The 16043-nt window shown below is 42.3% G+C and carries 11 protein-coding genes; 2 read left to right on the top strand and 9 right to left on the bottom strand.

All coding sequences use genetic code 11. The features are described from left to right. Positions 1-75 precede the first annotated feature (75 nt). The 5 genes from CD03_RS0108390 to CD03_RS0108370 all read right to left on the bottom strand — a co-directional run bounded on the left by CD03_RS0108390 (position 76) and on the right by CD03_RS0108370 (position 6908). Positions 76-1659, bottom strand: a complete 1584-nt coding sequence (locus tag CD03_RS0108390; protein WP_027293261.1) for a response regulator transcription factor — start codon at positions 1657-1659, stop codon at positions 76-78. Beyond that, complete coding sequence (locus CD03_RS0108385; protein WP_027293260.1) at positions 1637-3391, bottom strand: sensor histidine kinase; 1755 nt, start codon at positions 3389-3391, stop codon at positions 1637-1639. The genes CD03_RS0108390 and CD03_RS0108385 overlap by 23 nt, the downstream gene beginning before the upstream one ends. An 80-nt stretch (positions 3392-3471) precedes the next feature. After that, positions 3472-4365 carry a carbohydrate ABC transporter permease gene (locus CD03_RS0108380; protein ID WP_027293259.1) on the bottom strand — a complete coding sequence of 298 codons (894 nt, stop codon included), beginning with the start codon at positions 4363-4365 and terminating at the stop codon, positions 3472-3474. Positions 4366-4384: 19 nt separating this feature from the next. After that, on the bottom strand, positions 4385-5254 hold the full coding sequence (locus tag CD03_RS0108375) for an ABC transporter permease (protein WP_044289842.1): 870 nt from the start codon (positions 5252-5254) through the stop codon (positions 4385-4387). A 124-nt stretch (positions 5255-5378) separates the two neighbouring features. Beyond that, a complete protein-coding gene (locus CD03_RS0108370) occupies positions 5379-6908 on the bottom strand; it encodes an ABC transporter substrate-binding protein (protein WP_027293257.1) in 1530 nt (509 codons plus the stop codon). 219 nt (positions 6909-7127) lie between these two features. Between CD03_RS0108370 and CD03_RS0108365 the strand changes: the two genes are divergently transcribed. Next, on the top strand, positions 7128-8183 hold the full coding sequence (locus CD03_RS0108365; RefSeq protein WP_027293256.1) for a BtrH N-terminal domain-containing protein: 1056 nt from the start codon (positions 7128-7130) through the stop codon (positions 8181-8183). A gap of 105 nt (positions 8184-8288) precedes the next feature. On the opposite strand, the gene CD03_RS0108360 is transcribed toward CD03_RS0108365, so the two are convergent. The 4 genes from CD03_RS0108360 to ftsH all read right to left on the bottom strand — a co-directional run bounded on the left by CD03_RS0108360 (position 8289) and on the right by ftsH (position 14255). Then, complete coding sequence (locus CD03_RS0108360) at positions 8289-9221, bottom strand: ROK family glucokinase (protein WP_027293255.1); 933 nt, start codon at positions 9219-9221, stop codon at positions 8289-8291. Positions 9222-9227: 6 nt separating this feature from the next. Beyond that, positions 9228-10169: an HPr(Ser) kinase/phosphatase gene (gene hprK, locus CD03_RS0108355; RefSeq protein ID WP_027293254.1), complete on the bottom strand. Its 942-nt coding sequence runs from the start codon at positions 10167-10169 to the stop codon at positions 9228-9230. A 59-nt stretch (positions 10170-10228) separates the two neighbouring features. Then, a complete protein-coding gene (gene uvrC / locus CD03_RS0108350) occupies positions 10229-12076 on the bottom strand; it encodes an excinuclease ABC subunit UvrC (RefSeq protein ID WP_027293253.1) in 1848 nt (615 codons plus the stop codon). 82 nt (positions 12077-12158) lie between these two features. Beyond that, positions 12159-14255, bottom strand: a complete 2097-nt coding sequence (ftsH, locus tag CD03_RS32915; protein WP_081820185.1) for an ATP-dependent zinc metalloprotease FtsH — start codon at positions 14253-14255, stop codon at positions 12159-12161. Positions 14256-14451: 196 nt separating this feature from the next. Between ftsH and CD03_RS0108340 the strand changes: the two genes are divergently transcribed. Beyond that, positions 14452-15930 carry a DUF1846 domain-containing protein gene (locus CD03_RS0108340; RefSeq protein ID WP_027293252.1) on the top strand — a complete coding sequence of 493 codons (1479 nt, stop codon included), beginning with the start codon at positions 14452-14454 and terminating at the stop codon, positions 15928-15930. Positions 15931-16043 lie beyond the last annotated feature (113 nt).

Raw genomic sequence — 16043 nt, 5'->3', positions numbered from 1 at the left:
GTATACAGCAAAAAACGGAGAAGAAATCTAAATAATAAGATTTCTTCTCCATTTTTAAATTACAGTATATCCTCTTTATTTTCGAAATTGACTGCGGTATTCCTTTGGCGACATCCCCACCATATTTTTAAACATCTTTGAAAAATAGGAAAAATTATCATATCCTGCTTTTATGGAAATCAGATTCACCGGTTCTTCCGTCTTTTCCAAATATTCCTTAGCCAGTCTGATTCTCTGATTTGCCAGATATACACCGATGGGTTCCCCTACCTCTTTTTTAAAAATTCTAGCCAGATAGTCCGGATTCAAATATACTTTTTCTGCTAATGATTCTCTGGTTATTTCCTGATCAGGATTTTCATCAATAAATCTTTTCACCTTTTCTACTACTGAATTAGACTGCTGCTTTTCATTCAGAAGCCTGGCGGCCTCCCCCACCATCTTTTCAATAAATATTTTACATTCCTTTACGGAATGTATGGCATCCTTTAAGTTATGTATACGGTATCCAGCTTCTTCCAATTCTTCCGTGCTGATACCTTCTTTTTGATAAGCAAGGCGGAATGTATGGGCGAAATCCAGTGTGAATCTGGAGAGTATCTCTGTATTTGCAGATTTTCTTTTTACAAGGTTGTCTAAATACTCATTCACAACAGGCATGATAGAACTGCTCTCCTGCATGAGGCTCTCCCAGATCTGCCAATTGGGCGGCTGATAATCTGCTTCTTTATACACAAAGTCCTGCTGCATTACCACCTGTCCTTCCCCGTCTGCACAGTGATCCAGCATCTGTGCCACATCTGCAAAGCTTTCCTGTATTTGAAGTATTCTGCAGACATTTCCCACTGCAAAACAACAATTTGACCGAAAATGCCTTGTAATATTTTCGATCAGGTTTTTCCCTTTTTCCCCTATTTTGTAAAGTGCATCTTCTCCCATGGTTTTAATCACCACAATGCAGGAAGATTCCGTATGGGAAAGCACACATTCTACATGTGTATCAGGAGTGTCAAACAACTCTTCTAACACATTTTTCATAGACCATACCAGCATTCCCATACCCAGATCATTATAAGCCCATTCATAATCGTAAAGCTGGCAGACTGCTACTACAAACCGGACTGAATCTTCATAGCGAAGCATATAACGCTCCAGTGCAGCTTCCAGATCCTTTTGGCCTGGGATCTGCTGCTCCAGCATCAGCCCCCGAAAGAAAGATTCCTTCCGGCTCTTTTCTGTCTGGTTCCAGTGATCATAGTATCTGCGGTAATCCAGCCGCTCCAGTTCCTCCTGCTCTGCCGCTGCTGCCTTTCTCAAAAGCTCCTCAAGTTCTCCATAATCAATTGGTTTTAGCGTATAAGCAAAACACCCCAGCTTCACCGCCTGTCTTGCGTATTCAAACTCCGCATAGCTGGTGAGAAGGATATCCTTTATCACAAGATCCTGCTGCCGTATCCACGAGATCAGTTCCAGTCCATTTTCACGTGGCATTTCAATATCGGAAACCACCAGATGAATCGGTACATCCAGTATGATCTTTTTTGCATTTCTAACACTCTGGGCAGTATAGACATTTTCAATCTGAAGTTGTTTCCAGTCCAGGGTATTTTTAACGGCTTCCAATACATAGGCGTCATCATCTACAAGTAATAAGTTCATCCTTTTCCTCCTCGTTCCAAATAAATGGCATATAAAGCCGAACCCCTGCTCCCTGATCCTCTTTGTTGTAGAACTCTGCTTCTGCTTCATTTCCAAAGAAAAGCCCCAGACGTTTAATCACATTCATAACCCCTATCTGTTTGCCGTCATGGGAGATATCTTCTTTCCGGTTCAATTTTTCCATGATATCCGCCTGAAATCCTTCTCCGTTATCTTCCACAATCAATTCCAGCTTATACTTACCATGTATTTTTACTCTTCGTACAATCACCAGAATTATCGTTTCGTAATCAAAGGTCATAGCATGTTTGATTGTATTTTCTACAAAGGTCTGCAGTATCAGGGGTGGTATTTTTGCATCCAAAACACTTTCTTCTACATGGATATCGGAACGGAATCCTCCTTTATATCGGATTTCCTGAATTTTAAGATATCTCCTGGTGTGTTCAAGTTCCTCACCCAAACATACCATGTTTTCATTACTCTTAAAAATATACCTTAAATATGCGGATACATTTTTGGATAACTCCTGTATTTCTTTGTCTTTTCCCATCTGTGCCATATTGTAGATAATGTTCAGACAATTCAAGTAAAAATGCGGTTCAATTTGAAGCGTCAGGAAATCCATTTTGATTTTTTGCTGTTCTAACGTCTTTTCGTAGATATTAATTTTCAGATTCTTAATCCGGCTTACCAGGTTGGCAAGCATCTCACTTGCCTTTCCAAGTTCGTTAATCTGGTAATGAGTAGCTACCGAGTAACCCTCGTCTTCGTTCAGGCGGTCAATGTTCTCTGTAAATGTCTGAATGGGATGTACCAATGTCCGATACAAGAAGTAAAGGAATATCAGTAAAAAAAGTCCGAGAATTGTAATTGACATGCCTGCAACAAACTGAAATTTCAAGAGATTCATTACATTCTGTTCATGAATCACCAGTGTGAAGTCATAATCTTCCGTGCCGGGACGCCGGATCACCGTATACCCTTTTAATAGGCTTACGCTCACTTCATCATCTGAAACCCCCGCCAGATCAATACGATCCTCTTTCAGCTTTTCACTTCCGCTGTATACTGTATTTTCCTTTGAGGTGACGGCGATATAATAATCCTCTCCAAAAGCATTGTTATCAACAGAGCGCAGCAGCTGGTTTAACTGCATCCAGGAAAACATATACATGTCATTATTCCTGCGCACATATATCAGGTAAGTTTCCCCATCTAAATCGTGCATGAGCCACCTGCCCTTTTCTGCTTCTTCTATGGCAAATTTAAGCAGCTTTCCTCCGGCCTTTCTCCAATTATCATAGGCAGAATCCGTAGCACATCCATTTACCATAATCTCCCCTTTTTGAAGATATACCGCATAGTTTACAAGATGATCACTCTGTACGCTCCATTTGCTTAACTGCTTCTTCACACTTCTTTGCAGCAGTATGGATTCCCGTTCGTCTGTGACACTAGCCAGCCTTTCCAGCTCGATATCATATCCAAGCTCTGTGGCTACATTTTCTTTTATTGTATCCATGGTATTCTGAATCCCCTGAATCTGGCTGTCCAGAACCTGAATTCTTCCGTCACGGCTGTATTTTGAAACCGTATAGGAGGCATACATACTAAGTCCGACATTAATAATTACCATTAGAATAAGCAGCAAAGAAAACCACTTCAGTAACCTGACAAAATCATATTTCCGAAATTTCTCCTCCATAGTACGCTTTTCTTTTGATAACATATTGCCGGTCCCCCCATTACAATCTTCTGAACTTCCGCCAACAGATGGCTGCCTTGCCTATATCATTCGTTTGTTTTAGTTTAACCTTTGACAGCTCCTACCGCAATACCTTTTGCAAAATACTTCTGCAGGAATGGGAAAATACAAAGAATGGGAAGCACGCCGATAAATGCGATTGCCATACGCATAGATGCGCTTGGCATATTACTCATATCCACCTGAGCCCCCGCATTGGGGTTCTGGGCAAGATACTGGATATCTGTAATCATTTTATTTAACAGACTCTGTATCCCCCACAGGCTTCTCTTATCCCGGATATAATACAGCGCATTGGTCCAGTCATTCCAGTAGGTCAGAGCGGAAAAGAGTCCCATAGATACCAGAATCGGTTTTCCAAGAGGCAGAACAATAGTTTTGAAAATCCGAAAATGCCCGGCTCCATCAATGTTGGCTGCTTCGTAAAGTGCCGATGGAATACTGTTTGTAAAAAATGTCCGAATCATAATAACATTCATAGCGCTGACCAGGAATTGGGGAACAACCAGTCCGGCAAAAGTATCTTTGATATGTAAATAAGTGGTATACATCAGATACGTGGGAACCAGACCTCCATTAAACAGCATGGTAAAAAATACAAAAAAGGAGATTAGCCGTTTAAATGGAAGATTCTGGAGGGACAAACCATAAGCCAGCATAGATGAAAGCAAAATATTTAACCCCGTCCCCACTACCGTGATGAGAATGGTCATCATGTACGCTCTTCCAATCTCTCCCGAGCTTTGAATTAAATATTCATAAGCGGATGTACTTAATACCTTTGGAAAGAAAGAGTATCCATTTGCAATCAGCGTATTTTCTTCCGTTATAGAACCGATAAACAGCAGTATAAACGGCAGAATCATCATTAGCGCCAAAGCAGTTAAAAAAATATGTACAAAGACCATTGCAGTCTTTTGTGATTTACTTATTATCATAATCTATGACTCTCCTTTCCTAAAAAAGTGCGTTATCTGGGCTGATCTTTTTCACGATCAGATTAGATACCATGACCAGAATAAAGCCTACACAGGATTGATAAAATCCGGCTGCCGAAGACATACCCACATCCCCCAGAGTCAAGAGCCCCCTATATACATAGGTATCTATGGTTTGTGTGGTGGCATATAACATCCCGGAGTTCATGGGCACCTGATAGAACAGGCTGAAATCCGAATAAAAAATTCTTCCTATGTTCAGCAGCGTTAAGGTTATAATAGAAGGAACCAGTGCCGGAAGTGTTACATAAAAAATCTGCTTTAATTTTCCTGCACCGTCAAGAGCTGCTGCTTCGTAATAGGAACTGTCAATTCCTGCAATAGCAGCGATATAAATAAGGGTTCCATAGCCCACACCCTTCCAGCAGTTCACAACCACCAGAATTACCGGCCAATACTTTGCCTCTGCATACCAGTTTACAGGCTCCATGCCAAATGCCGGAAGTATAGTATTATTCAGCATTCCATTGTCTCCGCTAAACAGAGCGTATACAATATAGGAAACGATTACATAGGACATCAAAAATGGCAGCAATACCGAACTTTGATAAATCGTCTTCCCCTTTTTAGACCGGATTTCACTTATGAGAACCGCAATCAGAATCCCCATCAGGGTATTTACAATGATAAAAGCGAAATTATACAACAGCGTATTTCTGGTTATGGTCCACGCATCACTTGTATTAAATAAAAACTTAAAATTATCCAGCCCGCACCAGGGACTTTGAAAAATCCCTGTGGAAAAATTCACCTTTTTGAATGCAATTACCAATCCCAGCATCGGAAGATAATTATTAATCAATAGATAAATCAGTGCGGGCGCCATCATGATAAATACCGGCAGCCACTTTCTGAATTGTACTCTTTTGCTCTTTTTACGCCCTGCTGCTGCAATGGCTGCCGTACCTTGTTCTGTACCATTTACCTTCCGAAATGCCATAAAGTTCTCCTTCCTACTTTTGCGCTGCCAGCCATTCATCCAACTGTTTCTGCTTCTCATCTATTACAGTCTGCAGCCCCGCTTTGTAAAGCGCATCATTAAACTGCCCGATTGCCGCTTCCGGCTCCAGTGACCCCGTTCCAATGGCGTCATAAAATTGGTTCTTTGCATTTGTCAATGCAGTTAATTCCCCTGCCACATTGGTAGAATCATAGGTAAATCCCAGCGCCTTTGATCTGGATGCCTTCTGGATTAATTCATTTTGTGTATCCCATTTTGATGGATCTTCCCCTTCCCAGACATAGGCAATTGTCTGATTCGGAAGTTCCCAGCCAATATTCAAACCATATTTCTTATTGGATGCATCAACACCTTCCGGATAAGTGATGATTCCCTTTTCCTTATCCACAAATTGATAATGTTCTCCTTCAATTCCCCAGTTCAGCAAATTCATAATCTCGGGACTTCCATAGATATAGTCCAGACACTGGAACGCCTTATCCGGATTCTTTGAATTCCGTGCAATTCCCCAGGTATTAAAGTTCACACTGTAACTTGTGATATATGGATCACCAAATAACGAGGCAGAACTTAAATCATAACCCGTTGACAATTCATCCTGTTCCTCTGCACCTGCTTTGAGGGGTGTAAAATAGGAAAATGCTGTTCCGGCCTTTACCTGATTTACCAGTATTTCGGTAGTAGTGGCACCGTCCTTGGAAATGTATCCCGCCTGATTCCAGTCATATAATTTCTTTGCAAATGTTTTAAATTCCTCTGTCTCATAGAGGTTCACAACATCCGTAGACTGCCCTTTATCCATCAGCGTTCCAAACCCATCTGTGAGAAAATCTGCCGTTTCCCATCTGAATAACGGTGTTCCTGCCTGTGTACTTGCAAGCATAGTCATATCCGGATGCTTTTCCTTTACCGCTGCAAAAATCTTGTCCAAATCATCCACGCTTTTGATATCCTCTGCCTTGAATCCGGATTCCTCTAAAAGATCCGTTCTCATCATAATTCCTTCCCAGGTGATCTGTTCCCGCATAGTCGTTACCCCATACGTAAAATCACCGATCCGGGGGGATTTCAGGAAATCTGCATCCACATATTTCTTCATGTTGGTACCATATTTTTCAATATAATCCGTCAAGTCCAGCACCTGTCCATTACTTACATACCCCGCTGCATTGGTTACAATTATTGGAACAATATCCAAAGCTTCGTCTCCGGATAGCATCAGGGACAATTCATTGGTATAAGTCCCCCAGGAACAAGGTACCAGATCCAGCTCCATGTTGATATCCTTTTTCAATATTTCATTCACTTTCTCCAGAACCGCAGGCTCTGCTTCTTCATAAGCATCGCCGATATATGCCATGGTAACCTTATAAGTTTCTTCGCTTTTTGAATCCGCCGCTGCAGCTGTACTTTCTTTGCCGTTACCACTACTGCTTCCCTCAGTGTTTCCGCCGCATCCGGATATCATACCTGCTGCCAGTGCAGTGCACAGTACTCCCGCCATAACTTTTTTAAACTTCATATCATAATCCTCCTTTTCCTCCGTTAATGTTTTATTTGATACGGGTATTATAGAATAGCAGGATTTTTATTTCTACAACTATAAGGACTTTGTACTGTTACAATTCGGACTATCCATCCGACTATCTGTAAATTCTCCTTTCCCTCTTGACTTTCCCCCGCGCGGCACCCCTTATTCTATACTTACCAAACAAATTTATTTTCCAGAAAGGTATCTGATATGAAAAAAATAATCTCTGATTTTACCCCCGGCGGCGGAAAACACTGTATCACAAATGCTCTAAAACTAATTTTCAATTACTATGGACATCCGATGTCAGAAGAAATGCTTCTTGGTCTGGGTTGCGGCATATCGTTTTGTTATCTGAACCAGGTAGCCTCCCCCATGATTAACGGACGTATCAAACCTTTTGTCTTTGAAGAAATTCTGGCAAACAGGCTGAATATAACCATCCGCTGCCGGCAGCAAAAGGATTATATGAAAGCATTTGCATCCGCCAGGAATTCCATCGACCAGAACCATCCCGTTTTCATCTATGTTGATATGCCCTACTTAAAATATTTAAACCTGGATGAGGACTATCATTTTGGCGCCCATGCTGTTGTATTATTCGGATATGACGATGATCAGAAGATATTCTATATCAGCGATCGTGACAGCAGCCATCATCCGATTCGTACTCCCAAAGGCAGCATTGCCCGGGATTACCACCTGGTATCTTATGAAGAAACAGAAAATGCACGTTCCAGCCATCATCGCCCGTTTCCTGCACATAACAAATATCTGGAATTTGATTTCTCCCACATCCGTCCCGTTTCAAAGGAAATGATACTGGACGCTATACAGGAAAATTGCCTTAGTATGCGAAATGCGCCTGCCCATCTCCTTGGACTGAATGGAATTAAAAAGTTTTCGAAAGAAGTTTTGAAATGGAAAAATTTTGATTTAGAAAAAAGAAAAAGATCCGGTAGTACGAATTATTTTATGATTCACGCCGACGGCGGTACCGGTGGTGGAATTTTCCGAAGTATGTATGGGGATTTTTTAATCGAAGCTGCTGACGTTACTGGCTTAGAAAATTTAAAAGATATCGGTGTACGCTTTTTAGCTGTGGCTGATCAATGGGATACTGTGGCTGATGAGATGTGGGCCCTGTCCGAAACCGGAGATACTGATCTGCTGGCAGGCATATCTGTCAAAGTTGAAGACATCCATACTCAGGAAACAGAACTTTTTCAGGAGCTTCTGGATTTGAAAAGACCACAGCACCTCTGATATATGCCCGGTCAGGCAGGATAAGATTCCTGCCTGTGCATGTTTTAGAGGAATGTGGTCTATTTCTATTATGAATCCTTTTACTGTATGCCTCTGTAAGTATGCCTACAGGATCATCTTAGCTGCGCCGAAGATCCCTGCATCATTACCCAGCTCCGCCAGTGCAAACACAGCATCTTTACAGGCACTGAAAGCATATGTATTATAGTATTTACGAATATAATCCAGCAAAATATCTCCGGCTTTTGAAACGCCTCCGCCAATAACGAAGACTTCCGGATCTACCACACCTGCGATTACAGACAGGGCACTGCCCAGATATTTACCAAAACTTTCTGCTATTTCCATTGCTACTTTATCTTCTGCTTTCACAGCATCAAATACTGTTTTAGCTGATACTTCTCCATCACGCAGTACAGACGGCTCTGCATCAGCAGCCAGACGTGCATTGGCTAATCTGACAATTCCGGTTGCGGATGCTACCTGTTCCAGACAGCCTTTGTTACCACAGTTGCATGCTTCTTCCATACTGTCTTCCACATGAACATGGCCGATCTCTCCGCCTGCTCCATGAGAACCCGTAACGATCTGTCCATTAATAATGATTCCGCCGCCAACACCCGTACCAAGAGTTACCATAACTACATTATGATATCCGGCGCCGCCGCCTTTCCACATCTCTCCAAGAGCCGCTACATTGGCATCGTTTCCGGCTTTTACAGGAAGACCAATCATCTTTTCCATCTGTTCCACGAGATTTACATAGCCCCAGTGAAGATTAACTGCACACAGGATATCACCTGCTTCGTTAACCGGTCCCGGTACGCCGATACCAACGCCTGCGATATCTTCTCTTTCCAGCTGCTTTTCTAATATTTTATTATTGATAGCGCCTGCCACATCCGGAATAATATTAATTCCGTTATTCTCTGTTCTTGTTTTAATTTCCCATTTGTCAAGAACTTCCCCTTTCACGTCAAAGAGACCGCATTTTACGGATGTACCACCAATATCAATTCCAAAACAATATTTCTTCATAATTCTTTATTCTCCTTCTGGTCCGCGTCTTTTTGCAAGACTATTCTGTACGCGGTTATATAATTCCTGCGCAGCATTATAACCCATCTTTTTCTGTCTGTGGTTAACTGCAGCAGATTCTACGATAACAGCCAGGTTTCTGCCCGGACGGATCGGCAATGAATGGCAAACCACCTGATTTCCAAGGAATTCTGTATATTCCTCTTCCAATCCCAGTCTGTCATATTCTTTTTCTCTGTCCCATTCTTCCAGTTTAATTACCAGATCGATAGACTGTGTATTCTTAACACTTTCCACACCAAACAGTGTTTTCACATCAATGATTCCTATACCGCGGAGTTCGATGAAATGCCTGGTTATATCCGGTGCAGAACCAATTATCGTTTCGTCACTGACTTTACGGATCTCAACAACGTCATCCGAAACAAGCCGGTGCCCTCTCTTAATCAGCTCCAATGCAGCCTCACTCTTACCAATACCGCTTTCGCCCATAATCAGAACCCCTTCACCATAAACGTCCACCAGAACGCCGTGTATGGAAATACAGGGAGCCAGTTCCACATTTAGCCAGCGGATAATCTCAGCCATAAAAGAGGATGTAGTCTTCCTGGTAGTGAAAATAGGAACATTATATTTATTCGCCAGTTCCATCATATCTGCATCCGGCTCTGTCCTTGTGGTGTATACGATACATGGTATCTTACTGGAAATAAACTGCTCATATATCGGAAGCTTCTTTTCTCTGTCTAAATGTTCCAGATAGGTGTATTCCACATATCCGATAATCTGTACGCGATCAGAATCAAAATGATCAAAATATCCCGTCAGCTGCAATGCAGGACGGTTAATATCCGGGAGGGTAATCTTAATAGCAGACATATCCACATCCGGAGTCATATTCTTTAAATCCAGTTTCTCAACCAACTTGCTTAAAGCTACACTTGCCATATCTCTTCTCCTTCAAAATTTAATTAATATGTTAATATTATCATAATTATGCCCGAACATCAATGAAAGAAATCATACACTTTTTTTGCACTATTTGCATTCATGGACGGCGCCTTGGCAAGTTCCTCTTCGGATGCATCCCTTATGGCCTCCAGAGACTTAAATGTCCGCATCAATGCCTTTCTCCTGGCAGGCCCGATTCCATCAATATCATCCAGAATAGAATGTACCTGCTGCTTGCTCCTAAGGGATCTGTGATATTCAATGGCAAAACGATGTGCCTCATCCTGAATTCTGGTAATCAGACGAAAACCTTCCGAAGACTTTTCAATTGGAATTTCTACATTATTAAAAAATAATCCTCTGGTTCTGTGATTATCATCTTTGACCATACCGCAGACCGGAATGTTCATTTTCAGATTATCCATAACACGCAGCGCTACATTGACCTGGCCCTTACCGCCGTCCATCATGATCAGATCCGGAAATCTGCTGAAACTGCTGAATTCTTTCTCCTGTTTCGCTTCCTCAAGCTCAGCAAGACCATGGCTGAATCTTCTGGTCAGCACTTCTTCCATGCTGGCATAATCATCCGGTCCCTTTACCGATTGGATCTTAAACTTACGGTAATCGCTTCGTTTTGGTTTACCCTTTTCGTATACAATCATGGATCCTACCGATTCAAATCCACTGATATTGGAAATATCAAACGCTTCCACACGCACTACATTCTCAAGCCCCAGCAGGCCTGCAATCTCTTTCATGGCGCCAATGGTACGTCCTTCTTCCCGTTTGATTTTTTCTTTATCCTGGCTTAAAACTAATTCTGCGTTTCTGGCCGCCAATTCTACCAGTTTTTCTTTCGTGCCTTTTTTGGGAACTTTGATATGTACCCTCTGTCCTCTTTTCTTAGAAAGCCACTGTTCAATAACCTCGCAGTCTTCCACTTCTTCCTGGATCATCAGTTCCTTGGGAATAAATGGTGTCCCTGCATAAAACTGCTTGATAAAACTGTCTAAAACCATTCCTTTTGTATCGTGGGGAGCTACTCTCAGATAGAAGTGGTCCCTTCCAATCAGCCTGCCCGACCGTACAAAAAACACCTGTACCACAGCGTCCGTATCATCGGAAGCCATTGCAATAATATCCTTATCTTCCCCATCACTCATGGTGATCTTCTGTTTTTGGGCAATCTGTTTCACGCTGTTCAGAAGCTCTCTCTGTTCAATTGCTGCTTCAAAATCCATTCGTTCAGAAGCATCCTGCATCCTCTGCTCCAGCATTTTAATTACCGGATCATAATTTCCGTCCAGAAAAGCAATAGCTTCATTCACCTGATTACGGTATTCCTCTTTGGTAACGTAGCCCTGACAGGGGGCGTTGCACTGTTTAATATGGTAATTCAGACAGGGTCTCTCATTCCCGATGTCCCTTGGCAGGCTTCTGTTGCAGGTACGCAGCTTATACAGCTTGTTAATCAGCTCAATCGTATCCTTAATCGCTCCTGCACTGGTATATGGTCCGAAATATTTGCATTTGTCCTTTTTCATGATCCGTGCAAATAAAACCCTGGGATATTCCTCCTGTACCGTAACCTTAATAAATGGATAGGACTTATCATCTTTTAACATGGTATTGTACTTTGGTCTGTGTTCCTTAATCAGATTACATTCCAAAACCAGCGCTTCCAGCTCCGAATCTGTAATGATGTATTCGAAGCGGCGGATCTTTGTCACCATCTGTTCGATTTTAGCACCCTTATTTCTGCTGCTTTGAAAATACTGCCGTACCCGGTTCTTGAGACTGATCGCCTTTCCTACATAGATTATGGCATCCTTTGCATCATGCATAATATATACACCCGGCTTCGCCGGTAGTTTCTTAAGTTCCTCCTGGATATCAAACAACGATACCACCTCCCTTTCTAAAAAAATACAGCAAATCTGTTATTCACAAATTTACTGTATTTTATCTTGTCTTTTAAAGAATTTATTCACACACAGTGTTGTTATCGGGATTCTTATCCACAGTATCCACATTTTCAGACTGCTTTTGTATCTGCTGCACATTATCACCAGAAACCGATGCATCAATTTCTGCAGCTTTTACCTGATGATTACTTTCCGCTTCCAACTGAGGCTGGCTGGCACCTTCAACAGCTCCTGCCGCAGATCCTTCCAAGGCCGCCTTATCTTCTGCTTCCACTTCGTGGAAAATCTTCATAAACTCTTTACCGGTAATGGTTTCCTTTTCAATGAGGAATGCCGCAATCTTATCCAGTGCTATTCTATGTTTGCTGAGAAGTCTCTTCGCCTCTACATAAGCATCTTTGAGCACTTTCATAACTTCACGGTCAACCTCGGCTGCCGTTCTGTCGCTGCAATTTAACATGGTTCTGCCTTCCAGATACTGATTCTCAGGACTTTCAATTCCCATCATTCCAAAAGTTTCCGACATACCATACTGTGTAATCATCGCTCTGGTAAGCTTGGTAGCCTGCTCAATATCATTTGCGGCTCCGGTTGTTACACTGTTAAATACCAGTTCTTCTGCTGCACGCCCTGCCACAAATTCAATAATCTTAGCGCGGATCTCACCTTCTGAATTCAGGAATTTTTCTTCTTCCGGAACATTCATAACATATCCAAGTGCTCCCATTGTTCTTGGCACAATAGTTATCTTCTGCACCGGCTCAGAATCCTTCTGAAGCGCACTTACCAATGCATGACCTACTTCGTGGTAGGAAACAATTCTTCGCTCTTCTTTGCTCAGGATCTTGTTCTTCTTTTCCTTACCCACTAATACAACTTCTACAGACTCAAATAAATCAGACTGGGAAACTACATTTCTGCCCTTCTTAACTGCCAGAATTGCTGCCTCATTAATCATATTTGCCAGATCGGAACCAACAGCTCCTGAAGTAGCAAGTGCAATAGCTTCCAAATCTACGGTGTCATCCAGAAGAACATTTTTGGAATGTACTTTCAGAATATCCACACGGCCTTTCAGATCAGGCTTATCTACAACTACACGTCTGTCAAAACGACCGGGACGCAGAAGCGCCTGATCCAGAACTTCCGGACGGTTTGTAGCTGCCAGAATCAGTAATCCCTTCGAGGTATCAAAACCATCCATCTCAGCAAGCAGCTGGTTCAAGGTCTGCTCACGTTCGTCATTTCCACCGCCATAACGGCTGTCACGGCTCTTACCGATTGCATCAATTTCATCAATAAAAATAATACATGGCGCATTCTTTTTCGCCTCTTCAAATAAATCACGGACACGTGATGCACCGACACCTACGAACATTTCCACAAAATCAGAACCGGATAATGAGAAGAACGGAGCATGTGCTTCTCCTGCAACTGCCTTTGCCAGAAGTGTTTTACCTGTTCCAGGAGGTCCTACTAAAAGAGCACCCTTTGGAAGCTTGGCACCAATCTTCGTGTATTTTCCTGGATTTTCAAGAAAATCAACGACTTCCTGTAAGGACTCCTTGGCTTCATCCTGTCCTGCTTCATCCTGTCCTGCCACATCCCGGAATGTGACTCCTGTTTCTTTCTGCACATATACTTTAGCCTTGCTCTTGCCAACACCGCCCATCATGCCGCCGCCCTTGGACATTTTTCTCAGGAAAAATCCAAGTACAACCCAGATCAGAATCAGCGGGATCGCAATGCTTAAAATATTATAGAGAATTGCAGATGTCATGTCCGGAATCGCTCCATTAAAGTCCACACCTGCTGCAATTAATTTTTCGGTCAGGTTCGGGTCAGGTACAACGCCGGTATAATACGTCATCGTCACCCCTGGGAATGGCTGTTCCTTAGGAGTAATAACAATCTTACTGGACTGTATGTCAACCTTTTTGACTTCTTTCTTCTCTACCATTTCCATAAATTTGTTATATGTGATTTCTTTTTCGGTAGAATTCTTCAGCATATTATTGAAAATACTCATACCGACCAGGGCTATCAGTGTTACTACTAAAAATATCATGATCGTCTGCCCATTTTTAGACGGCTTGCCATTATTATTATTGGATCCGTTATTCGGTCCATTTCCTGGCTGTTGATTATTATCCATCATCTTCCTCCTCGTGATACGTCCTCTCTATTATAAAGATACTTCACCCAGAAATCAATATCGAGTTTGTGAAAAAGCCTCCATAATTCTTAAACTTTTATAAAAATCCTCAAAAAATGACTGGCATAACTCTGATACTTTGTAGTATACTAATTCAGTAAAGAATCATACCATAAAATTTAGGATCGGTGAACCAATGAAAATAGGATTTGATAACGAGAAATACTTACAGATGCAATCTGAGCATATCAGAAAAAGAATCAGCCAGTTTGGCAACAAACTCTATCTGGAATTCGGCGGAAAACTTTTTGATGACTTTCACGCAGCCAGAGTTCTTCCAGGATTTGCACCGGACAGTAAACTGCGTATGCTGATGCAGCTCTCCGACCAGGCAGAAATTGTAATCGTCATCAGCGCCGGTGACATAGAGAAGAATAAAGTCCGGGGTGATCTTGGGATCACTTATGATACAGACGTTCTCCGTCTGATCGACGCATTCGAAGAAAAAGGGCTCTACGTAGGCAGTGTTGTCATTACACAGTATTCCGGTCAGAACAGCGCGCAGCTCTTTAAAACCAGACTGGAAAAATTAGGACGTAAAGTGTATGTCCACTATGCCATCGAAGGCTATCCAAGCAATATACCATTAATCGTCAGCGATAACGGATATGGTAAAAATGAATATATTGAAACAACGAGACCGCTGGTCGTGATCACAGCACCCGGTCCCGGAAGCGGAAAAATGGCAACCTGCCTTTCCCAGCTCTACCACGAGCAAAAACATGGCATTCGTGCCGGTTATGCCAAATTTGAAACCTTCCCGATCTGGAATATCCCCCTGAAACATCCTGTAAATCTGGCTTATGAAGCAGCAACAGCCGATTTAAATGATGTAAATATGATTGACCCGTTCCATCTGGAAGCATACGATGAAAAAGCTGTAAATTATAACCGTGATGTTGAGATCTTTCCGGTCTTAGGTGCTATTTTCGAGCGTATTTTTGGGGAATGCCCTTATAAATCCCCTACGGATATGGGTGTTAATATGGCTGGAAATTGTATCTTCGATGACGAAGCCTGCAAAGAAGCCTCTAACCAGGAGATCCTTCGCCGCTATTATTATGCACTGAACGGACTTGCGGAAGGTACAAAGCAGGAAGAAGAAGTATTTAAAATCGAACTGATCATGAAACAGGCTCATCTGACCGCAGCGAACCGTAAGGTGGTACAGATTGCACTGGACCGCGCAGAAGCTACAGGCGCCCCTGCTGCTGCCCTGGAACTGGCTGATGGCAGAATGGTTACCGGAAAAACTTCTGACCTTTTGGGAGCATCCGCAGCCCTTCTTCTAAATGCATTGAAGGAACTTGCCGGCATCGACCATAAAGCCCATGTTATTTCACCGGAAGCCATTGAACCTATCCAGACTCTGAAGACTGCATACCTGGGCAGCAAAAACCCAAGGCTCCATACGGATGAAATACTGATCGCACTTTCCATTTCTGCTGCTACCAGTGAAAATGCCAAGCTTGCACTGGAACAGCTTCCCAAGCTTTCCGGATGTCAGGCCCATACTTCCGTTATGCTGTCTATGGTAGATATAAAGCAGTTTAAACGTCTTTCCGTCCAGCTGACTTCTGAACCGGTATATGAGGACAAGCGTATTTATCACTAAATTACAATTAAAATTGCTTGCGGCAGGCTGTATGTCACATTATTATTTGTTACCTTTTTATAAAACCCGGTAATTAACTTTATGACATTAAACAAATATCTGCGCCAAATAAA

The organism is Robinsoniella sp. KNHs210 (assembly GCF_000686105.1).
Lineage (GTDB): Bacteria > Bacillota > Clostridia > Lachnospirales > Lachnospiraceae > Robinsoniella > Robinsoniella peoriensis.
The sequence above is the reverse complement of the archived record's forward strand: the minus strand, read 5'-3'. Positions and strand labels throughout refer to the sequence as shown.

Excerpts from the sequence above, each read along its gene's own strand:
- CD03_RS0108390 (WP_027293261.1), bottom strand. The coding sequence starts at position 1,659 with ATGAACTTATTACTTGTAGATGATGACGCCTATGTATTGGAAGCCGTT.
- CD03_RS0108385 (WP_027293260.1), bottom strand. The coding sequence starts at position 3,391 with ATGTTATCAAAAGAAAAGCGTACTATGGAGGAGAAATTTCGGAAATAT.
- CD03_RS0108380 (WP_027293259.1), bottom strand. The coding sequence starts at position 4,365 with ATGATAATAAGTAAATCACAAAAGACTGCAATGGTCTTTGTACATATT.
- CD03_RS0108375 (WP_044289842.1), bottom strand. The coding sequence starts at position 5,254 with ATGATGGCGCCCGCACTGATTTATCTATTGATTAATAATTATCTTCCG.
- CD03_RS0108370 (WP_027293257.1), bottom strand. The coding sequence starts at position 6,908 with ATGAAGTTTAAAAAAGTTATGGCGGGAGTACTGTGCACTGCACTGGCA.
- CD03_RS0108365 (WP_027293256.1), top strand. The coding sequence starts at position 7,128 with ATGAAAAAAATAATCTCTGATTTTACCCCCGGCGGCGGAAAACACTGT.
- CD03_RS0108360 (WP_027293255.1), bottom strand. The coding sequence starts at position 9,221 with ATGAAGAAATATTGTTTTGGAATTGATATTGGTGGTACATCCGTAAAA.
- hprK (WP_027293254.1), bottom strand. The coding sequence starts at position 10,169 with ATGGCAAGTGTAGCTTTAAGCAAGTTGGTTGAGAAACTGGATTTAAAG.
- ftsH (WP_081820185.1), bottom strand. The coding sequence starts at position 14,255 with ATGGATAATAATCAACAGCCAGGAAATGGACCGAATAACGGATCCAAT.
- CD03_RS0108340 (WP_027293252.1), top strand. The coding sequence starts at position 14,452 with ATGAAAATAGGATTTGATAACGAGAAATACTTACAGATGCAATCTGAG.